At 60.9% G+C, this 21066-nt stretch carries 16 protein-coding genes and 1 riboswitch; of the genes, 9 read left to right on the top strand and 7 right to left on the bottom strand.

The window, feature by feature from the left end; genetic code table 11:
* Positions 1-2 precede the first annotated feature (2 nt).
* Genes ABIA48_RS12550 through ABIA48_RS12540 form a run of 3 tightly spaced genes read left to right on the top strand, consistent with a single transcriptional unit; the run spans position 3 to position 3477 of the window.
* Positions 3-1445 (top strand): PIG-L deacetylase family protein, encoded by a 1443-nt coding sequence (locus ABIA48_RS12550; RefSeq protein ID WP_429488972.1) that lies wholly within the window; start codon positions 3-5, stop codon positions 1443-1445.
* A complete protein-coding gene (locus tag ABIA48_RS12545) occupies positions 1442-2596 on the top strand; it encodes a glycosyltransferase family 4 protein (protein ID WP_429488970.1) in 1155 nt (384 codons plus the stop codon). The genes ABIA48_RS12550 and ABIA48_RS12545 overlap by 4 nt, the downstream gene beginning before the upstream one ends.
* Positions 2593-3477, top strand: coding sequence for a glycosyltransferase (locus ABIA48_RS12540; protein WP_429488968.1), 885 nt, complete (start codon positions 2593-2595; stop codon positions 3475-3477). Before ABIA48_RS12545 ends, ABIA48_RS12540 begins: the two co-directional genes overlap by 4 nt.
* A gap of 112 nt (positions 3478-3589) precedes the next feature.
* Here the strand turns inward: ABIA48_RS12540 and ABIA48_RS12535 are convergent, their stop codons facing one another.
* Entirely contained in the window at positions 3590-5452 is a 1863-nt protein-coding gene (locus ABIA48_RS12535; RefSeq protein ID WP_429488966.1) for an O-antigen ligase family protein, read from the bottom strand.
* A gap of 154 nt (positions 5453-5606) precedes the next feature.
* On the opposite strand from ABIA48_RS12535, the gene msbA reads away from it, so the two are divergent.
* Together msbA and hldE are read left to right on the top strand one after the other, a co-directional pair.
* A complete protein-coding gene (msbA, locus tag ABIA48_RS12530; protein WP_429488964.1) occupies positions 5607-7409 on the top strand; it encodes a lipid A export permease/ATP-binding protein MsbA in 1803 nt (600 codons plus the stop codon).
* A 168-nt stretch (positions 7410-7577) separates the two neighbouring features.
* Entirely contained in the window at positions 7578-9002 is a 1425-nt protein-coding gene (hldE, locus tag ABIA48_RS12525; protein ID WP_007991528.1) for a bifunctional D-glycero-beta-D-manno-heptose-7-phosphate kinase/D-glycero-beta-D-manno-heptose 1-phosphate adenylyltransferase HldE, read from the top strand.
* A gap of 164 nt (positions 9003-9166) precedes the next feature.
* On the opposite strand, the gene ABIA48_RS12520 is transcribed toward hldE, so the two are convergent.
* The 4 genes from ABIA48_RS12520 to ABIA48_RS12505 form a co-directional block, all read right to left on the bottom strand.
* Positions 9167-10132, bottom strand: coding sequence for a metal ABC transporter ATPase (locus ABIA48_RS12520; protein WP_310064279.1), 966 nt, complete (start codon positions 10130-10132; stop codon positions 9167-9169).
* Positions 10133-10164: 32 nt separating this feature from the next.
* Positions 10165-10977, bottom strand: a complete 813-nt coding sequence (locus ABIA48_RS12515; RefSeq protein WP_429488961.1) for an aldo/keto reductase — start codon at positions 10975-10977, stop codon at positions 10165-10167.
* Positions 10974-12149: an NAD(P)/FAD-dependent oxidoreductase gene (locus ABIA48_RS12510; RefSeq protein WP_429488959.1), complete on the bottom strand. Its 1176-nt coding sequence runs from the start codon at positions 12147-12149 to the stop codon at positions 10974-10976. Before ABIA48_RS12510 ends, ABIA48_RS12515 begins: the two co-directional genes overlap by 4 nt.
* 181 nt (positions 12150-12330) lie before the next feature.
* Positions 12331-12663, bottom strand: a complete 333-nt coding sequence (locus ABIA48_RS12505; RefSeq protein WP_007991536.1) for a DMT family transporter — start codon at positions 12661-12663, stop codon at positions 12331-12333.
* A 103-nt stretch (positions 12664-12766) separates the two neighbouring features.
* On the opposite strand from ABIA48_RS12505, the gene ABIA48_RS12500 reads away from it, so the two are divergent.
* Together ABIA48_RS12500 and waaA are read left to right on the top strand one after the other, a co-directional pair.
* Positions 12767-13669 (top strand): LysR family transcriptional regulator, encoded by a 903-nt coding sequence (locus ABIA48_RS12500; protein ID WP_429488957.1) that lies wholly within the window; start codon positions 12767-12769, stop codon positions 13667-13669.
* A gap of 11 nt (positions 13670-13680) precedes the next feature.
* Positions 13681-14958 carry a lipid IV(A) 3-deoxy-D-manno-octulosonic acid transferase gene (gene waaA, locus ABIA48_RS12495; RefSeq protein WP_429488956.1) on the top strand — a complete coding sequence of 426 codons (1278 nt, stop codon included), beginning with the start codon at positions 13681-13683 and terminating at the stop codon, positions 14956-14958.
* A gap of 111 nt (positions 14959-15069) precedes the next feature.
* Here the strand turns inward: waaA and ABIA48_RS12490 are convergent, their stop codons facing one another.
* Positions 15070-16503, bottom strand: coding sequence for a TolC family outer membrane protein (locus ABIA48_RS12490; protein ID WP_429488954.1), 1434 nt, complete (start codon positions 16501-16503; stop codon positions 15070-15072).
* A 205-nt stretch (positions 16504-16708) separates the two neighbouring features.
* A riboswitch (TPP riboswitch) is annotated at positions 16709-16814 on the top strand.
* A gap of 166 nt (positions 16815-16980) precedes the next feature.
* Between ABIA48_RS12490 and thiC the strand changes: the two genes are divergently transcribed.
* The gene (thiC, locus tag ABIA48_RS12485) at positions 16981-18870 is read left to right on the top strand and encodes a phosphomethylpyrimidine synthase ThiC (RefSeq protein ID WP_429488952.1); all 1890 of its coding nucleotides are present in this window, start codon (positions 16981-16983) and stop codon (positions 18868-18870) included.
* A 152-nt stretch (positions 18871-19022) separates the two neighbouring features.
* Positions 19023-20315 (top strand): putative hydroxymethylpyrimidine transporter CytX, encoded by a 1293-nt coding sequence (cytX, locus tag ABIA48_RS12480; RefSeq protein WP_429488950.1) that lies wholly within the window; start codon positions 19023-19025, stop codon positions 20313-20315.
* Here cytX and ABIA48_RS12475 read toward each other — a convergent pair.
* Positions 20284-21030: an RsiV family protein gene (locus ABIA48_RS12475; protein WP_429488948.1), complete on the bottom strand. Its 747-nt coding sequence runs from the start codon at positions 21028-21030 to the stop codon at positions 20284-20286. The two genes, cytX and ABIA48_RS12475, sit on opposite strands and share 32 nt — an antisense overlap.
* Between the last annotated feature and the right edge of the window lie 36 nt (positions 21031-21066).

The following is a 21066-nucleotide window of genomic DNA, read 5'->3' as shown; positions in this document are numbered from 1 at the left end:
CCATGAGCCGCAAGCAGCAACTGCTCAAGCGCCATCGGCGCAATAAACGTATCGGCCTGTTGATTGCGCTGGTGCTGTTGATCGTCATTGGTGTGCTGGTGGCCTGGTGGTTGCCGCTGGTGCTGGCGGTTCTGGGCTGGATTGCCCACGAAGCCTGGTTTGCCGACCATCTGTTCTACTCACCGAAAGACGATTACCAGTACAACTTTCCTCCCTACACGCCACAGCCCAAGGTGCACCTGAACGGTGAACATTTGCGGCTGGACGAAGGCGTGATGCTGGTCGACGACGCGACGCTGGTGTTGGCCCTGCGGGTACAGAGTTCCTGGCTGGGACGGTTTATCGATCCGGTGGTCGAGTTGCTGGGGGGCGAAACCCCTGACCGGCAAACCTTCGAGCGGGGCGTAAACGGCCTGCGTTACCTCAACCTCAGTGGTCAGGCCCAGGCGCTGTCCCGTGGTGACCTGCGCTTGCGCGGGCGTTTCTGTCGCGTGCTCGGCGAGCCCGTGCTGTGGGCACTGGAACATCCGGATTATCGGCGTCAGCGGGTGATGGTCATCGCGCCCCACGCCGATGACGCTGAACTGGCGGCCTACGGTTTGTACAGCCAGGCCGACGAAACCTGGATCGTCACGCTGACCGCCGGTGAAATCGAAGCCGAACACTATCGACAGATGGGCCTGAACAAGGTCGATGCGGCTCGCTTGAAAGGCCGTCTGCGCGCCTGGGACAGCATTGCCGTGCCGCGTTGGGCCGGTGTGCCCGAGGCTCACTGCGTACAACTGGGTTATTTCTGTTTGCAACTGGCAAGCATGCAGGCCGCGCCTGGCGTGGCAGCGGGATCGCGGGAAGCGGATCTGAGTGATACCCGACTATTTCGCCAGCTGAATCCTTTCGCGCTGCCAGGCGATGCCGATGGCGCGCCGACCTGGAACAATCTGCTGGCCGATCTGCGCGAGTTGCTGCTGCGGGCCCGGCCCGAGGTCATCGTGCTGCCGCATCCGACCCTGGATCCGCATCCCGATCATATCTGCGCCCAGGCGGCAGTCCTCGAGGCCTTGCAAGGCCTGGACTGGCAACCGACCACGCTGCTGGGCTATGCCAACCACTTGCACGATAACGACCGCTGGCCGATGGGCGATACCGGCGATGGTATCGCCTTGCCGCCTGCCTTCGACGCGACCCAGCCGATGCAGCCTTATTGCCTGCCGATGGCGCTGGAACAACAGCGGGACAAAGCCATGGCGCTGGGCATGATGCACGACCTGCAACCGGCGATGCCGTTCAAGCGTCGCTTGCGTCGGTTGATACAGCGGTTGTTGGCCGGCCGGTTGCCGCCAACCTATGGCGAGAACGAATTCTTTCGCAAGGCAGTCCGGCGCCACGAGCTTTTGTGGTCCCTCAAGCACACACCAGGCAATGTTTCTCAGCGGGGAGAGTTATGAGTCAGCGGTCGAAGGTCCTGCAGCTGCAGCCTGACTACAACGTCAAAGCCCATGATTTCGCCGACCTGGCGGAGCAAATCGTCAAGGCCCTGCCCAGTGATCGCTATGAAGTGACCGCCGCGTTTTTGCGCGGCAAACCCGGGCCGGGGGAAGCGGTGAGCCGAGCCGACCGTTCGGTGTACTTCGAGTTTTCCGACAAGTCCCTCAAGGGCATGCGCCTGCGGGCGATGTGGCAGCTGTACAAGTTCTGCCGCCGGGAAAAATTCGATGTGGTGATCTGCAACCGCTTCAAGCCGGTGAACATGATGCTGGCGCTCAATCGCTGGTTGAAAGTACCGCTGTGCATCGGCATTTCCCACGGCTTTGGCGAGTACGACCGTTTTTACCGGCGCCGCCAGACCCAGCGCCTGATCGATCGTCACTGGCGCTTCGTTGGTGTGTCGCCTGCGGTGAAACAGTATCTGCTGGACTGTGACTGCGGCTTCACCGACCAGAATACCTACGCCATCACCAATGCCATCGACATCGAGCAAGCCGAAAGACTGCAGCATAGTCGTGAAAAGGCCCGTGAAATGCTGGGCATCGATCCGTCGGTGCGGTTGATCGGTGCGTTGGGGCGGCTGGTGCCGGTCAAGGGCCATATCTATTTGCTGCAGGCCTTTGCCGCACTCAAGGACAAGTACCCGAACACCCAGCTGGCGATCATCGGCGCCGGTCGCGAAGAGTCGCGCCTGGCTGCGGAAATCGACCGCCTCGGCCTTAGCGGTCGTGCCCATTTGCTGGGGTTCAAGGAAATCGCACTGCAGTACATTCGCGCATTCGACATCTGGACCATGCCTTCCCTGGCCGAAGGCCTCGGGCTGGCGTTGCTTGAGGGCATGAGCGGGCATTTGCCGGTGATTGCCTCGAACGTGCCGGCCATGTTGCCGCTGATCGAGGGGGCCGGTGGCCTGGCGATTACGCCGAAGGATGTGCCGACGCTGCAGGCTGCGCTGGACACCTACCTCGGGCTGTCGGATGACGAGCTCAAGGCCAAGGGTGAGCAGGCCTTCCGTTATCTGCAACAACACCATGACATCGAGGTCTTCCGCCAGGAGTACCTGAACCTGATCGACTCCGGCCTGGAACAGGCCCGCAAGGAACAGCCATGAACGACGCGAACCCCATCGTCACGGTCATCATCGCGTCGTATAACCACGCCCCTTACATCGAGGAAAGCATTCTCAGCGTCCTCAACCAGACCTATCAGAACATTGAGTTGCTGGTGGTCGACGATGGCTCGAAGGATGACAGTGTCGAGCGGATCAAAGCGTTGCAGGCCATCCATGGTTTCGACTTCCGGGTCCAGGAAAACCAGGGGCTGACCAACACCCTCAATGGTGCGATTGCCCGGGCAAAGGGCAGCCTGATCGTGCCGTTCGGTTCGGATGACATCATGTTGCCGGAGCGAATCGCCACGCAGGTCGCGCATATGGACGGCAAGCCCGAGGTCGGAATCTGCGCCGGCAACATCGAGCTGATCGATGCCGACGGCAATCTCTACCCCGAGAAGCGCCAGCGCCGGGATGTGCCGTTCCGTCGCCTGGACTTCGATGACATGTTCCTGGAGCGCAAGCCCTATCCGCCGGCACCGACCCTGATGATTCGTCGCGAAGCGCTGGACAAGGTGGGCGGTTTCGACCCGACCATTCGCCTGGAAGACTTGCTGATTGAACTGAAAGTGACCCATGCCGGTTACTTCATCGATGGCCTGAATGTGTTGATGGCGCGCTATCGCAAGCACGCCACCAACTCCTACAAGAACCACCGCTTCATGATCGACAGCATCCTGCGCACCTACGCGCTCTTCAGCGACCACCCGTTGTATGACGAGGTGCGCTACAAGTTTCTCAACTCCATGTTCCTCAAGACCGCCAACCGTGATCGCAAGCTGGCGCGGGAGTTGCTGGCGCAGATTCCGTTCAAGGCCTGGAACAAGAAAACCTGGCGCGGGTTGGGCCGGATGTATTTCTCGCGGCTGGAGAAAGACTGAGTCACCGCCGGTTTGCACAAAGATCCAGGTAGTGATCGAGTGGTGCCCGAGCACGCCGAAGGCCAGATACCCGCATAAGCCGCCATCGCGATAAGCGGGCTGGTTTCTGTCATCAGTGAGCCTGGGCCGGAGGACTCCCGGCCAGTACTTGCCTGTGCAAATTATCCACGTCGGCTTTCGAGGCTGCTGCGGCGTATCCCTGCAGCAGTGCTTCGAAGTGGTCCTCGAACAGCCAGCGCCGATCTTCTGCGTAGCGCTGCATATGGCGCAGATTACGCCGGCGCAGGGAAGGGCTTAAAGATGAAGGGTAAATGCGCAGGTCGGCCAGGTCGATCAGGCCGAACTCGCCGTCCTCCAGCACCAGCACATTGCCCAGGTGCAGGGAGCGGAAGTAGACCCCTTGCTGATGCAATTGAGCCATGAACTTGCCGAAACGCTCCACCAGTGCCTGGCGCACCGCCGGGGCGGTGATGCCTTGCAGGATCTGGCGCAGCGTGTTGCCCGGCAACGGAGAGTAGTGCACAGCGGTGCTGCCGTCTTCGAACCGGTAAAGGTCGAGGATGTGCGGTGTCGGGACGCCCATGTTGCGCAGTTGCACGCTGTTGACGGCAAAACGATCGGAATAAGGCGTGAAACTGCCCGAGGTGTACCAGCGGCGGCGGCGGAACAGCTTGAGAAAGCTGCCATCGGTCAGGCGCAGGACTTTGGGGCCCAAGCCATCCTCCTCGATGACCCGGGCATCGGCAGTCAGCTGTTGCAGGGCGCTTGGCGTCGCGGTCTTGATCGGCGTGTCCAGCAGGCGCCTGGCCCGTTGATTGATGCTCAACGCGGCGATCAGTGCCAGGGGGATCCACAGCAGGAACCAGTGCTCCTTGGGACGAGAGATAATCCCGCCACCTTCGGTCAGGCCCGCACCGATACCGAAGGCCAGCCAGGCTGAGGCAATAATAAACAGCGGTTGCACGCGATGGCGCCGGCTACTGATGAAGCTCCATACGAGGAAGAACAGCCATGGCAGCAGTCCGATAATGCCAACGTAGTAGAGCACGCCCAGGATAAAGCTATGGGGTTCCTCGAGGGGGTAGCCGACGCCTGGGTCCAGGGTCAGCTCGGCGTTGTAGCTGTGCCCGATCCATGGATGTTCACCAATCCTGCCCAGGGTCAACTGCCAGAGCTCGATACGGAAGGAGCTGCCTCTTTCAAAGATTTTGTCCGCAAACAGAACGAGCGTCGCTGTTCCAGCGATGAACATGGAGCCAAGCATCAGGACCGAGCGTCGATTCCAGCAGATGAAACACAGCCACAGCGCCGCCAGCGTCAGTGCAACCAGTGGAGTCCTGGAACCGGTGGCCAGCACTGTGGCGAACATGATGGCCATCGCCGGAATGCTCAACCAAAGTACCTGGCGTCGCTTGCAGGTCATGCTCAGGCTCAGCCAGTAGGTACAGAAAAAGCCGAAAACGTGGGAGCTGAGCAGTGGATTGTCGAACGCGCCTACACCGATCAGGCGCATTTGCGGTTGGTAGATCTGGCCGAACCTGTACAGGTTGTAGACGGAAGCGATCAGCGCGACCATCGCGGCGCAGAACAGCAGGGGCTGAATGATTTCGCTGCGATAGCGCACCAGCAGGTAGCAGCCGACGAACAGAAACAGGGTATGCAATGAGGGTTTGAACTGACCAAACTCGATGTCGTCGCCTGGCCCCCAGCTCAGGCTGAGCAGTGCCCATGCCAAAAACAGCAGAACGGCAATGACGACCGGTTCGTGCAGCAATTCTTTGCTGAGCCGTGGACGCAGGCACAGCGCAATCAGTGCCGGAATGCTGAACAGGCCATAGTAAAGCTTGTGAAGCACACTGCGCCCTGGCAGGAAAAACAGCGCACAAAGCAGCAATAAATAACCGAGCGGAAGGATCCACAGACAAATGAAATCGAAGATTCTATTGGACGTGCTGTTCAAAGCGTTTAATTGCATGCTGAGTAACTTATTCCTGAATTGAGCGACCGTACCAAGGCAGGGGCATTGGGTGGCTATTTGACGCGCCACAATACACAGACTGTATGCGATTGCCAGAACCCAGAGGAAGCTGTGCTAAAGTCAGCGTCCTTTTCATCGACATTCGCGTGATATGACCGACTCCAGTCTCTCCGCAAGCCCATCAAGCTTGAAAATCTACTTCCGCCTGCTCGGCTATGTCCGGCCGTACATCAGCCTGTTCCTGATCAGCATCGTCGGTTTTCTGATTTTCGCTTCGACGCAGCCAATGCTGGGCTACATCCTCAAGTACTTCGTCGACGGTCTATCCAACCCTGAAGCGGCCTTGTTTCCAACCGTGCCCTACCTGCGGGATCTGCAACTGCTGCAGGCGGTGCCGCTGTTGATCATCCTGATCGCCGCGTGGCAGGGGTTGGGATCGTATCTGGGCAACTATTTTCTGGCCAAGGTTTCCCTTGGCCTGGTCCATGACTTGCGGGTCCAGTTGTTCAACAACCTGCTGGTGTTGCCAAACCGGTATTTCGACAAGCATAACTCGGGGCACCTGATTTCACGCATCACCTTCAATGTGACCATGGTCACGGGGGCGGCAACAGATGCGATCAAGGTCGTTATTCGTGAAGGCATGACAGTGATCTTCCTGTTTGCCTCGCTGCTGTTCATGAACTGGCGCCTGACGCTGGTCATGGTCGCCATCCTGCCGCTGATCGCCGTCATGGTGCGCACCGCCAGCAAGAAATTCCGCAAGCAGAGCAAGAAAATCCAGCTGGCGATGGGCGACGTTACACACGTGGCCTCGGAAACCATCCAGGGCTATCGCGTGGTGCGCAGTTTTGGCGGTGAGGCCTATGAAGAGAAGCGCTTCTTCGACGCCAGCCAGGGCAATACCGACAAGCAATTGCGCATGACCCGTACCGGCGCCATCTACACACCGCTGCTGCAATTGGTGATCTACACCGCCATGGCCGTGCTGATGTTCCTGGTGCTGTTCCTGCGAGGCGATGCGTCCGCCGGCGACATGGTGGCCTACATCACCCTGGCCGGCCTGCTGCCCAAGCCGATTCGCCAGCTGTCCGAAGTCAGCTCGACCATCCAGAAGGGTGTGGCCGGTGCCGAAAGTATCTTCGAGCAACTGGATGTCGAGCCTGAAGTCGATACCGGCACCGTCGAGCGTGATGTGGTCAGCGGTCGCCTGGACGTGCGCAACCTCAGCTTCACCTACCCTGACACCGAGCGTCAGGTGCTCAATGACATCAGTTTCTCGGTCGAACCGGGGCAAATGGTGGCGCTGGTGGGCCGTTCCGGCAGCGGCAAGTCGACCCTGGCCAACCTGATTCCGCGTTTCTATCACCACGACAAGGGCGAAATCCTCATCGATGGCGTCGAAGTGGAACAGTACAAGTTGTTGAACCTGCGTCGGCATATTGCCCAGGTGACTCAGCACGTGACCCTGTTCAGCGACACCGTGGCCAACAACATCGCTTATGGCGACCTGGCCGGTGCCCCCCGTGAAGACATTGAAAAAGCGGCCAAAGATGCCTACGCGATGGACTTCATTGCGCAATTGCCCGAAGGCCTGGACACCCAGGTCGGGGAAAACGGCGTGCTGCTGTCCGGTGGCCAGCGTCAGCGCCTGGCGATTGCCCGGGCGCTGTTGAAGAATGCTCCGCTGCTGATTCTCGATGAGGCGACTTCGGCACTCGACACCGAGTCCGAGCGGCATATCCAGGCAGCGCTGGACCAGGTCATGAAAGGTCGCACCACGCTGGTGATCGCTCACCGCTTGTCGACCATCGAGAAGGCTGACCTGATCCTGGTCATGGACCAGGGGAAAATCGTCGAGCGCGGCACCCATGAGCAACTGCTGGCGCAAAACGGCTACTACTCGCGCCTCAACGCGATGGGCCTCGATGCCCCGGCCGAAGACATCGCCTGACCCCGAAAGGGCTCGCCCTTTCGCGAGGGTGTCGTCGTCTGGTGGGTCTTTATGCTCAAAAAATGAGCATAAAGACCCGGCGAATCATCCCGTTGCAGCCACCGCACAAGCCGACACCAACCCTGTGTTAATATCGCGCCCCTGTTCATTTTGTATGTGGGTTTCACCATGAAGTTGTCCATGCCGCGATTCGATCAAGCCCCTGTCTTGGTGGTCGGCGATGTCATGCTCGACCGTTACTGGCATGGTGGTACCTCACGGATTTCCCCTGAGGCGCCGGTGCCGGTGGTCAAGGTCGATCACATCGAGGACCGCCCGGGCGGTGCTGCCAACGTTGCCTTGAACATTGCCGCCCTGGGGGCTCCGGCCTCGCTGGTCGGTGTGACCGGCGACGATGAAGCCGCCAACAGCCTGGTCAACAGCCTCAAGGGCGCTGGCGTGCGGGCTATTTTCCAGCGCATTGCGCACCAGCCGACCATCGTCAAGCTGCGGGTCATGAGCCGTCACCAGCAACTGCTGCGTATCGACTTCGAAGAGCCTTTCGCCACCGACGCGCTGGCGTTGGCGGCGCAGGTCGACGAGTTGCTTGAAGGCATCAAGGTGCTGGTGTTGTCCGACTACGGCAAAGGCGCGCTGAAAAACCATCAGGCGCTGATCCAGGCCGCCCGTGCCCGTGGCATTCCAGTGCTGGCCGATCCCAAGGGCAAGGATTTTTCGATCTACCGTGGTGCGAGCCTGATCACGCCAAACCTCAACGAATTCGAAACCATCGTCGGTGGTTGCGCCGATGAGCACGAGTTGGTGAGCAAGGGCGCGCAACTGATGCACGACCTGGACCTTGGCGCCTTGCTGGTGACCCGTGGCGAGCATGGCATGACCCTGCTGCGTCCGGATCACCCGGCGCTGCACTTGCCGGCCCGCGCCCGTGAAGTGTTCGACGTGACCGGTGCCGGCGACACGGTGATTTCCACCCTGGCGGCCGCGATTGCCGCTGGCGAAGAACTGCCCCACGCGGTGGCCCTGGCCAACCTGGCGGCGGGTATCGTGGTCGGCAAGCTTGGTACGGCGGCCATCAGTGCGCCGGAACTGCGTCGTGCGATTCAACGCGCGGAGGGTTCCGAGCGCGGTGTGCTGGGTCTTGAGCAGCTGTTGCTGGCGGTCGATGATGCGCGCGCGCATAACGAACGGATTGTCTTCACCAACGGTTGCTTCGACATTCTGCATGCAGGCCACGTGACCTATCTGGAGCAGGCGCGGGCCCAGGGCGATCGCCTGATCGTGGCGATCAACGACGATGCATCGGTCAGCCGCCTGAAAGGGCCGGGCCGTCCGATCAACAGCGTCGACCGGCGGATGGCGGTTCTGGCCGGCCTGGGAGCGGTGGACTGGGTCATCAGTTTCCCGGAAGGCACCCCGGAAAACCTGCTGAGCGCGATCAAGCCGGACGTGCTGGTCAAGGGCGGCGACTACGGGATCGACCAGGTCGTCGGCGCGGACATCGTGACGGCCTATGGCGGTACCGTGAAGGTGCTGGGGCTGGTGGAAAACAGCTCGACCACGGCGATTGTCGAGAAGATCCGCAAGTCCGAGTAACGCTCGGGCTTTTTGTGGCGAGGGGGCTTGCCCCCGTTGGGTCGCGAAGCGACCCTAAAGCCTGCAATCGTGATGTGCCTGAAACATCGCATACGATGAATATGCGACTGCTTCGCAGCCGAACGGGGGCAAGCCCCCTCGCCACAAGAATCCACGTGATCTTCCTATCGTGCCGCCTTGCGCGGCACCATCCTCTTCAGCAATTGCTTCGCTTTTCCGCGTAACCGCGCCAAACCCGAATCCTTTCCCGGCGGCGTCAAACCCTGCTGCCTCACCCAGTCTTTCCAGCGAATTCGCTCATCCCTCACCAACCAGCCTTCCTGTCGGGCAAAACTCTCGGCCAGGTACAGCCCACGCGTGCTGGCCGGGCACAGCTGATCTTTTTTCAAGGTGTAGAGCTCAGCCATCGGGTGACCGTCCTGCAAGGGCATCAAGTATAGATCGGGGCGCTTGCGGTCGAGGCGGGCGACGAGTTGATCGCCTTCCAGTCTTTCATCGACATGGAACAGGCTCAGGGATTTGGCGTCCTTGGGAACGTCCAGGCGCAAGTCGTAGATCAGTTGCAGGGACGCCGTTGGCAAATGCACGTAAGCCCGCGGGCGCTCCATCAGCATCAGGTTGGCGCAACGTACCGGCCGCGCCGAGCCGGACAATGGTGACAGGCGAAACGGCAGCGCTTCGCGGTAATGCAGGGCAGCCGAGTAGGGCGTCGGCAACCAGGTGTCATTGAACCGTCCACCGAGCCAGCCTTCGGGGGTTTCCAGGAGGCATTCTTCAGCAATCTCCTGGATCGCCGTGTGCAAGGGCAGGTTCAGTTCATGGGCCGGCACGTACCCGGAGATCAACTTGAGCACCACATCGCCACGGTCCTGCCGGCGTTGGCGCACCAACACCCAATAATCGCGATTCTGCCAATGCAGGGTCAGGCGCACCGAAACCCCGAGATTGGCCAGCTCCAGGGCAAACCGTTCGCTGTCGCCGACCGTCACCGGGCGACGACGTTGCAGGGTCTGGGAGAAATTCAGCGGCCTGCCGACGCTCTGATAGGCCAGGCCTTCGGGAGTCGCTTCGACGAATAACGGCAGGGTCTTGAAGTTGCTCGGGTTCTTTCTTATGAGCGTACGCGGCATGTCGGCTCCTGCTTAAGGCCGCGTGGGCGGCATCAGTGGCTACGAAGGACCTGGGCAACGGTCGCGACATTGTGGGCGAGGTGCAGCGGATTGATGGTCCCGACAATAGCACTGGCAACACCCGGATGTTCAAACAACAACTCGAAACTGGCGCGCACCGGATCCACGCCCGGACTCAGGCATGCATGACCGCTGGCGAGGGCTTTCTTGACCAGAATGGCTTTGCCGTGTGCAGCAGCATAGTCAATGACGGCCTTCTCGTTTTGTTCGTTCAGATTGTAGGTGACCATCGCGCAGTCACCTTGCTCCAGCGCCTTCAAACCGCCTTCGACGGTTTTGCCGGAAAAGCCGAAGCCACGAATCTTGCCTTCGGCCTTGAGTTCGGCGAGGGTGGCGTAGACTTCGCTGTCATTGAGGATCGCCAGGTCGTTACCGTCGGAATGCACCAGCACCAGGTCGATAACGTCCGTTTCCAGGCGTTGCAGGCTGCGTTCCACCGACATGCGTGTGTGGGCGGCGCTGAAATCGTGACGGGACTGGCCATCGGCAAATTCTTCGCCCACCTTGCTGACAATCACCCAATCCTGACGCTGGCCACGCAGTAATGGGCCGAGACGTTCTTCGCTGCGACCATAGGCCGGTGCGGTATCGATCAGGTTGATGCCCAGTTCGCGGGCGAGCTTGAGCAGCATGCGTGCTTCATCGTCATCGGGAATCCGGAAGTCGTTGGGGTACTTCACCCCTTGGTCGCGGCCCAGTTTCACCGTGCCCAGGCCCAGGGGTGAAACCAGCAGGCCGGTGCTGCCCAACGGGCGGTGCAGGTCGTGCAGGGTCGCTTGGCTCATGGCAGCAGTTGCTCCCAGGCAGGTACGCCCATCGGCGGCTTCGGCAGATCAGGCAGCGCTGCCGGGTGGCTTGGCTGGATACCGTCGCGGGTCAGGCTGGCAATGACCCGGTCAGCGAAGTCCGGTGCCAGGGCGAGTTTGGTCGGCCAGCCCACCAGCAGGCGGCCTTCCTCGGCAACAAAGGCGTTGTCGGGGCGCGTCAGGCCTGATTGCAGCGGTTCGGCGCGATCCACGCGCAAGGTCGCCCATTGCACCGTGCTCAGGTCGATCCAGGGCAACAATTGGCCGAGTTCTTTCTGTGCGGTGGCGATTTGTTCGGCGGGCTCGCGGGTCACGCCTTCAGATTCCGCGATATCACCGCCCAGGTACCAGACCCATTGGCCATCCGCCGCCGGGTGCGTGGTCACGGTGATACGCGGCTTGGTGCCGCCACCCAGGCAGTGGGCGTATAGCGGTTTAAGACTCGGGCCCTTGGCAATGATCATGTGCAACGGGCGACGCTGCATGGCGGGTTGGCTCAGGCCCAGCGCTTCCAGCAATGCTGCTGTCCCGGCACCGGCGCTCAGGACGATGCGTTGGGCGCGGATTTCGCGCTCATCCACTTTCAGGCCGACCAGCACGCCATCTTCGAGCAACGGCTCGATTTTCTGCCCGGCGAGCAAACCGTCTCCCGCCAGAACGGCCAGGCGCTGGATCAGGCTCGGCACATCGACCACCAGTTCCGCCAGGCGATAGACCTTGCCCTTGAAGCGTTTGTCTTGCAGGGCGGGCGGCAATTGCTCGCCCTTGACCTGATCGACGCGACCGCGCACGGCTTTGCTGGCAAAGAAACTGGTGAGGTTGCCGGCGAGGGTGCCGGGGGACCACAGGTAATGGGCTTCGGACAGCAGGCGCACCCCGGACAGGTCCAGTTCGCCGTTACCGGCCAAGGCTTCGCGCCAGCGGCGCGGCATGTCGGCGATGGCTTCCGAGGCGCCAGTCAGGGCGCCATGCAGCGCGTATTTGGCGCCGCCGTGGATGATGCCCTGGGACTTCACGCTCTGCCCACCGCCGAGGCTGGCGTTTTCCACCAGTACGGTCGAAAAACCCTGGCGACGCAGGCGCGCATTCAGCCAGAGGCCGGCGACACCAGCGCCGACAATCAGTACGTCGGTGGAAATAACGGATGGCATGCAGCGACCTCTGTGTTCAAGACGAGGGCGCAGTATACAGACTCGAAGTGCAGGGGAGAGGTGAACGCAGAACCTGTGGGAGCGGGCTTGCTCGCGAATGCATTCTGTCAGTCGCACATGAATTGACTGACCCGCCGCTTTCGCGAGCAAGCCCGCTCCCACAATGGACCTCACTTCGGGCTTAGTGCCCGGCGGTTTTGGAGAAGAGCTGGATGACCACAACCCCCAGCACAATCAACGCCATCCCCATCATCGCCGGCACGTCCAGCTTCTGCCCATAGATAAACAATGCTGCAACGCTGACCATCACGATCCCCATGCCGGCCCACACGGCGTACGCCACACCCACCGGAACGCTGCGCACCACCAGGGTCAGCATCCAGAAGGCAATGCCGTAGCCGAGGATGACCAGCACCAGTGGCAGCGGGGTGCTGAGGCCCTTGACGGCTTTCATCGAAACAGTGGCAATCACTTCGGCGCAGATGGCAATGGCCAGGTAGTAGTAAGCGGTCATGGGTCAATCCTCGTGTGAAGTGTTGCTCTCTGAGGTCGGCATTCTAGTGATTCGCCAGATGCGGTAAAGTCATTACCTATCTGTTTGAGAGATGGGTCGAGCCATGAGCATGCAATGGAATCTGGAGCAGTTGCGGTTGTTTGTCAGCGTAGTGGAGCAGCGATCGTTTTCTGCCGTGGCGCGGGATCAGCGCAAGGCGCAGTCGGCGGTCAGCAGTTCGATAGCGTTGCTGGAGGAAGACCTGGGCGTCAGCCTGTTCGACCGCAGCAGCGGCCGTCAACCGAAGCTCACTGAAGCCGGTACCGCTTTGCTGGACGAAGCACGGGAAGTATTGCGCCAGTGCGAGCGGCTCAACGGCCGGGCGTTGGCGATGATGCGCGGTCAGGAGGCACGACTGCGTGTGGCGCAGGACGAAGCGATGCCTTATCAGCCGATCATCGAAAGCTTCGAGGCCCTGGCGGAAAAATTCCCCAGCCTTGAAGTGCAACTGACCAGCGCTGCCCAGGGTGATGTCGCGCGTAAGCTGGTGGAGCGACGCGCCGATCTGGGGTTGCTGTTCTTTCACGATCAGATTCCCGAGGCACTTGAGCGGCGGGTACTGGGCAGCGTGGAAATGGTCACGGTGTGCGGCAAGGATCATCCGTTGGCGCGCAAAGGCGCAGTGGACGGCCAACAATTGGCGCAACACCGGCAGTTGCTGATGTCCACGGAGTCCAGCATTTATCCCGGCAGTGATCCCGCCAGTCCGCAGGTCTGGCGCGCCGACAGCTTCTATGTGATGGCCGAATGGCTGGTCCGCGGCCTCGGCTGGGCCTGGTTGCCACGCCACGTGGTGCAATACCCGACCTATCAGAACCAGATGGTCGAACTGGTCAGCGAATGGACCCCGCCGGCCCTGGTGGTGGAGCTGGTTTGGCGCCGGGACGAGCCGCTTGGTCCGGCCGCGCGCTGGCTCGCCGAACGTTTTGCCGTGCACTTGCAGACGATTGGCGAAAAAAGCCGATAAACTCCGCCGCCATGAATAGAACTCTCTACACCGCGCTGTTTTATCTGGGGCTGCCATTGGTAGCGATTCGGCTTTGGCTGCGCGCGCGCAAGGCGCCGGCGTACGCCAGGCGTATCGGCGAGCGCTTCTCCTGCGCGATGCCGGCGATGAAACCGGGCGGCATCTGGGTGCACGCTGTGTCGGTTGGCGAGAGCATTGCGGCCGCACCGATGATCCGTGCCTTGCTGGTGCGCTACCCGAATCTGCCGATCACCGTGACCTGCATGACGCCGACCGGTTCGGAGCGCATCCTGGCCCTGTTTGCCAATGAGCCGCGCATCCAGCACTGCTATCTGCCTTACGATTTGCCGTGCGCCGCCCGGCGCTTCCTCGATCGGGTCCAGCCGAAACTGGCGGTGATCATGGAAACCGAACTGTGGCCCAACCATATCCATCAATGTGCCAAGCGCGGGATTCCCGTGGCGCTGGCCAATGCGCGCCTGTCCGAGCGTTCGGCCAAGGGCTATGGCCGCTTGCACAAACTGACCCAGCCGATGCTGGCCGAGATGAGCCTGTTCGCGGTGCAGACCGAAGCCGAAGCCCAACGCTTCCGCGACCTGGGCGCACGGGTGGAAACCGTCGAAGTCACGGGCTCGATCAAGTTCGACCTGACCATCGACCCGCAACTGCTTGAGCGCGCCAGCCAGTTGCGCGGGCAATGGCAGGCGCTGGAACGACCGGTATGGATCGCTGCCAGTACCCATGACGGCGAAGACGAGGTGGTGCTGGCGGCCCATCGTCAATTGCTGACCAGCCACCCCGATGCGTTGCTGATTCTGGTGCCGCGTCATCCGGAACGCTTCAATTCGGTGTACGGGTTGTGCCAGCAACAAGAATTTGCCACGGTCCGGCGTTCCAGCGGCGATGCGGTCAGCGCGAATATTTCTGTGCTGCTTGGCGACACCATGGGCGAATTGCTGTTTCTCTACGCCCTGGCTGACAGTGCATTCGTCGGCGGCAGCCTGGTGCCGAACGGCGGGCATAACCTGCTGGAGCCGGCGGCCCTGGCCAAACCGGTGCTAAGCGGGCCGCATCTTTTCAACTTCCTCGAAATCGCCGCGCAGCTGCGCAGTGCCGGGGCGTTGCAGGAAGTGGAGGATGCCGAAGGGCTGGCGGTGGCGGTGCAGCGGTTGTTTGAACTGCCGCTTGATGCGCAGCGCATGGCAGAGGCCGGGTTGAAAGTGATGCGCACCAATCAGGGGGCATTGCAGCGGTTGCTGGATGGGTTGGGGCGGTTGATCGGCCGATAGGCCGTGCTGCCTTCATTCGCGAGCAAGCCCGCTTCCACAGGAAATTTGTGAGCAACACAGATCCAATGTGGGAGCGGGCTTGCTCGCGAAGCCTTTGCTTTACCGTTTCGCTCAGGGCCGGGCTTTCAACTGCTCGGCTGCCGCCTCGGCCAGGTCCGGTGGCAGGAAGTCCTTGTCCGGGTTGTAGTCGGGCTTGAGCCAGCGGGCCAGGTCCTGCAAATCCCCGGGGTTCAACGTGCCGGCCTGCTGCTTCAAGCGCAGGTTGTCGAGGATGTAGTCGTAGCGGGTGTTGTTGTAGTCGCGTACCGAGGTGTACAGCTGGCGCTGCGCATCCAGTACGTCGACGATGTTGCGTGTACCCACCTGATAGCCGATTTCCGTCGCTTCCACCGCACTCTGGTTGGAGATGATCGACTGCTTGCGCGCCTGTACCTGCTCGACATCGGTGTTCACCGCACGGTGCAGGTCGCGGGTGTTTTCCACGACCTGCCGGCGCAGGGACTCGCGCTGCTGCTCGGTCTGGTCCAGTTGTGAATACGATTGACGCACCTGGGAGCTGATCAGGCCGCCGCTGTAGATCGGAATGTTCAGTTGCAGGCCAACGGTCGTTTGCGCGACGTTGCCGCCAAAGGGCTCGGACAGGTTGTTCGGGTTGCTGAAGCCCAGTGCGTCGTTGTCGCCTTTCTCGTACTTGGCAACCGCGTCAACCGTTGGCAAGTGACCGGACTTGCGTTGCTTGAGGGTTTGCTCGGCGGCGCTGACGGCGTAGTTGCTCGCCAACAGATTGAGGTTCTGCCGGGCGGCCGTTTCGACCCAGGCTTTGGCATCGTTCGGTGCCGGCGGCAGGATCGGCAATTTATGGCTGATGCCCTGGATCGATTTGTACTGACGGTTGGTCAGGGTGATCAGGGCTTCGAAGGCGTCATCCACCTGGCGTTGCGCGACGATCCGGTTGGCGCGGGCAGTGTCATAGCTGGCTTGTGAGTTCAATACGTCGGTCTTGTCCGAGAGGCCGACATCGAAACGCTCCTTGGATTGATCCAGCTGGCGTTTGAACGCGGCTTCTTCGGCCTTCGTCGAAGCCAGATTGTCCTGGCTGCGCAGCACGTTGAAATAGCTGTTGGCGGTTTGCAGGATCAGGTTTTGCTCGGTCGCCGAGAGTTGCAGGGCGGCCTGTTCGTTTACATCCTTGGCGGCCTGGAACTGGAACCAGCGATCGGCGCGGAACAAGGGTTGCGCCAGGGTGGCCTGGTACGAATGAGCATCGCGGTTGGACGTGCTCGAAGGTTGATCGAGCGACGTACGCACCTCGGCAATATCGGCACCGCCCGAAAGGTTTGGCAGCAAGCCGGCGCGGGCCTGGGGAACGACTTCTTTCTGTGCACCGTATTGGGCAATGGCGGCCGCCAGGTCGGCATTATTGTCCACGGCTTCCTGATAGACACTGACCAGATCCGTCTTGGTCGATAAGGGCGCTTCTGCTGCCCAGGCCATTCCATTTGACGCACAAGACACGGCAAGGGCCAGTGAGAGTTTGCGCAGCATAGACGATCCCTAGAATTGATATTACACAGGTAATTTGAGCGCCAAGGCTAAGGCGCTGCTTTGACAGCGTCAATGCATGGCTCAGCGTAGCGAGTGTAGTTGTGCATTCAGGTGGCAACAATCCTGGTACTGCTTGTAATTACGCCATTCATCATGGTGTTTGCAGTGGGGTTGGCGTTCTTTGCCAGTTGTGTCTAGACTGGCCGGGTTCTTGTCGGGGTGCCTTGCTATGAGGCTGAGATCGAATAATTTCGGATCCCGTTGAACCTGATCAGGTTAGCGCCTGCGTAGGGAACAAGATTTCTCGCCACCCGGCGAGTCCTCTTGTGCTTCGTCCGGGATGTTGTTCGACAATCGAACACCCCTCGAGCACTGAGCACAGCACTGCTGGTTTTCCCAGCGCCCGTGCGTCCATTCGTTTACAGGTTCGCTCCGACAAAAAATCCACTGCCTGGATGTGTGTCTGGAGAGCCCGTGATGACTACAAAAGCAAAAATCGCCACCAACCTGAGTGACTCGGCCAAGGTCGATCAGCAATCGGTTCAGCCGTTTACCCGCTCGCAAAAAATCTATGTTCAGGGCTCCCGCCCGGACATCCTCGTGCCGATGCGCGAAATCAGCCTCGACGTGACACCGACCGACTTCGGTGGTGAGGTCAACGCACCGGTAGTGGTGTATGACACCTCGGGCCCGTACACCGACCCCAATGTCATCATCGATGTGCGTAAAGGTCTGGCCGATGTGCGTTCGCCCTGGATCGAAGCCCGTGGCGATACCGAGCGCCTGAGTGGCCTGAGCTCGAACTTCGGCCAGGAGCGCCTTGCCGATCCGGAGCTGACCAAACTGCGCTTCGCTCACGTCAACAATCCGCGTCGCGCCAAGCCGGGTGCCAACGTCAGCCAGATGCACTACGCGCGCAAAGGCATCATCACCGCCGAGATGGAATACGTTGCCATCCGCGAAAACATGAAGCTGGAAGTGGCCCGTGCCGCTGGCCTGCTGGACCAGCAACACGCCGGCCACAGCTTCGGTGCCAGCGTGCCGAAAGTCATCACTCCAGAATTTGTCCGTGAGGAAATCGCCCGTGGCCGCGCGATCATTCCGGCCAACATCAACCACACCGAACTGGAACCGATGATCATCGGCCGTAACTTCCTGGTGAAGATCAACGGCAACATCGGCAACAGTGCCCTGGGTTCGTCCATCGAAGAAGAAGTGGCGAAACTGACCTGGGGCATTCGCTGGGGTTCGGACACGGTCATGGACCTGTCCACCGGCAAGCACATCCACGAAACCCGCGAGTGGATCATCCGCAACTCGCCGGTGCCGATCGGTACGGTGCCGATCTACCAGGCCCTGGAAAAAGTCGGCGGCGTGGCCGAAGACCTGACCTGGGAGCTGTTCCGCGACACGCTGATCGAACAGGCCGAGCAAGGCGTCGACTACTTCACCATCCACGCCGGTGTGTTGCTGCGCTACGTGCCGATGACCGCCAAACGCGTCACCGGCATCGTCTCCCGTGGCGGTTCGATCATGGCCAAATGGTGCCTGGCGCACCACAAAGAGAACTTCCTCTACACGCATTTCGAAGACATCTGCGAAATCATGAAGGCCTACGACGTCAGCTTCTCGCTGGGCGATGGCCTGCGTCCGGGCTCGATTGCCGATGCCAACGACGAAGCGCAGTTCGGCGAGCTGGAAACCCTCGGCGAGCTGACCAAAATTGCCTGGAAACACGACGTGCAGTGCATGATCGAAGGTCCGGGCCACGTGCCGATGCAATTGATCAAAGAGAACATGGACAAGCAGCTGGAGTGTTGCGACGAGGCGCCGTTCTACACCCTCGGCCCGCTGACCACCGACATCGCGCCGGGCTATGACCACATCACCTCCGGCATCGGTGCGGCGATGATCGGCTGGTTCGGTTGCGCCATGCTCTGCTACGTCACGCCGAAGGAACACCTGGGCCTGCCGAACAAGGATGACGTGAAGACCGGGATCATCACCTACAAGATCGCCGCGCATGCCGCCGATCTGGCGAAGGGGCACCCGGGCGCGCAGATTCGCGACAATGCCTTGAGCAAGGCGCGCTTCGAGTTCCGTTGGGAAGACCAGTTCAACCTGGGCCTTGATCCGGATACCGCCCGTTCGTATCACGATGAAACCCTGCCGAAGGATTCGGCCAAGGTCGCGCACTTCTGCTCGATGTGCGGGCCGAAATTCTGCTCGATGAAGATCACCCAGGAAGTCCGCGAATACGCGGCCAACCAACGGATCGAAGCGGTCGACGTGGATATCGCCCAAGGCATGGCCGAACAGGCCGAGCGCTTCAAGCAGGAAGGCAGTCAGCTGTACCAGAAAGTTTGATCTGACCTGAGGTCGGCGGTGCTTGCACTGCCGCCATCGCGAGCAAGCTCGCTCCCACAGGGGATTTGTGAACGGCACAGGTCCAATGTGGGAGCGAGCTTGCTCGCGATGGCGATCTTAACAACAACAAATGTCCCTCTGAGATAACACCCTTGAGCATTCAACCCAGCACTTACTCCCCCGATATCGCGGTGCCGACCGACAAACGTGTGTTCGGCGGTCGTGACCTGTTTTCCCTGTGGTTTTCCCTCGGCATCGGCCTGATGGTCTTGCAGACCGGCGCATTGCTCGCGCCGGGCCTGGGCCTGTCGGGTTCGGTGCTGGCGATTTTTCTCGGCACGCTGGTCGGCGTTCTACTGCTGGCGGCGGTCGGGGTGATTGGCAGTGACACCGGCCTGTCGTCGATGGCCGCGCTCAAGCTCAGCCTCGGCACCAAAGGCGCGAGCCTGCCGGCGGTGCTGAACCTGCTGCAACTGATCGGCTGGGGTTCGTTCGAAATCATCGTCATGCGCGATGCCGCCAGCCTGTTGGGTGCCAAGGCGTTCAGTGACGGCAGCCTGCTGTCCAATCCGGTGTTGTGGACACTGTTCTTCGGCGCACTGGCGACCCTGCTGGCCGTTAGCGGTCCATTGACGTTCGTCCGGCAGATCCTGCGCAAATGGGGCATCTGGCTGTTGCTGGCCGCGTGCACCTGGCTGACCTGGAACCTGTTCGCCAAGGCTGACCTGGCCGCGTTGTGGGCCCAGGCCGGTGACGGTTCGATGCCGTTTGCCGTGGGTTTTGACATCGCCATTGCCATGCCGCTCTCGTGGTTACCGCTGATCGCCGACTACTCGCGCTTCGGCAAGCGGGCGAAAAACGTCTTCGGTGGCACCGCCATCGGTTTCTTTATCGGTAACTTCTGGCTGATGAGCCTGGGCGTGGCGTACACCCTGGCGTTCGCGCCGAGCGGTGAAGTCAATGCGTTGCTGCTGGCGCTGGCCGGTGCCGGCCTGGGGATTCCGCTGCTGCTGATTCTTCTGGATGAATCGGAAAACGCCTTTGCCGATATTCACTCGGCGGCGGTCTCCAGCGGGATTCTGTTGCGTGCCAAAGTCGAGCATCTGGCCCTGGCCATCGGCGTTATCTGTACGCTGATTGCCCTGTTGGCGCCATTGGCCCAGTACCAGAACTTCCTGCTGCTGATCGGTTCGGTGTTTGCGCCGTTGTTCGGCGTGGTGCTGGTGGACCACTTCATCCTGCGCAAGCGTAGCGGCCAGGTGGCCTCGGCCGCACTGCGCTGGCCGGCGCTGCTCGCCTGGCTGGGTGGGATCAGCACTTACCATCTGCTCGCCAACCTGTACCCGGATGTCGGCGCAACCCTGCCGGCGCTGGTCCTGGCAGGGCTGTTGCAGCTGGTGCTGGGTCGGGCCTTCAGTTACGGCCGGGAAACAGCTCGGGCTTGATGATGCCGTTCAGGCGAGGGTAGGGGATCTTCAGTTCGACATGGCCCAGCGCGTAAGGCGCGATGCTGCTGGTTTCGTACTTGAGGACCACCCCGCCGTAGGTCAGTGCCACGTTCCGGGTTTTCTGGAACGGCCAGCTCTTCACGAACTCCGGTTCCTGGTCGAGCTTGGTGCTGATCAGCCAGCTGTTGTGCGCCACCTGTGCGGCTTTCCAGAACGCTTCTTCCTGCCCCGGCACCAGCATGTCCGACAGCGTCAGCACTTTATGCTGCTGGCGCGAGTAGTTGATAAAACCTCGACCTGGCGTGCCATGGGCACCGCCGGTGTCCAGGTAGCTGGACAATTCGACGATCACCAAGCCGTCATGCTGCTCACGTACCTTTGCCTGTAGATAGCTGCTGTTGCGCGGGCCGGCGGTGCGCAAAAACTCTTCGCGATAGGCCGCCAGGGTCGGGGCCACCGGGGCGTCGGGCGAGGTACGGGTCATTTGCAGCAGGCGCTTTTCGATAATGCCGTCCAGTGCAGGCTCGTCCGGAAAGTGCAGGGTGTCGATGTTGACCAGTGGGCAATCCGGGTTGCTGCAACCGGGCTTGAGCTGCTCGGAGGCATCGCGGGTGGTTTCCAGCGGCGTCCGGTAATTGGGCTGGAACAGGCTCGCGCAAGCGCCCAGGGTCAGGGCGATAGCGGCCACGGAGGCGATTTTGAAAAGCGACATGAGCGTCCTTTCTGAAACAGGGGAAGGCAAAAAGTT

It is taken from the genome of Pseudomonas sp. S30_BP2TU TE3576, from assembly GCF_050436025.1.
In the GTDB taxonomy this organism is placed as follows: domain Bacteria; phylum Pseudomonadota; class Gammaproteobacteria; order Pseudomonadales; family Pseudomonadaceae; genus Aquipseudomonas.
The sequence above is the reverse complement of the archived record's forward strand: the minus strand, read 5'-3'. Positions and strand labels throughout refer to the sequence as shown.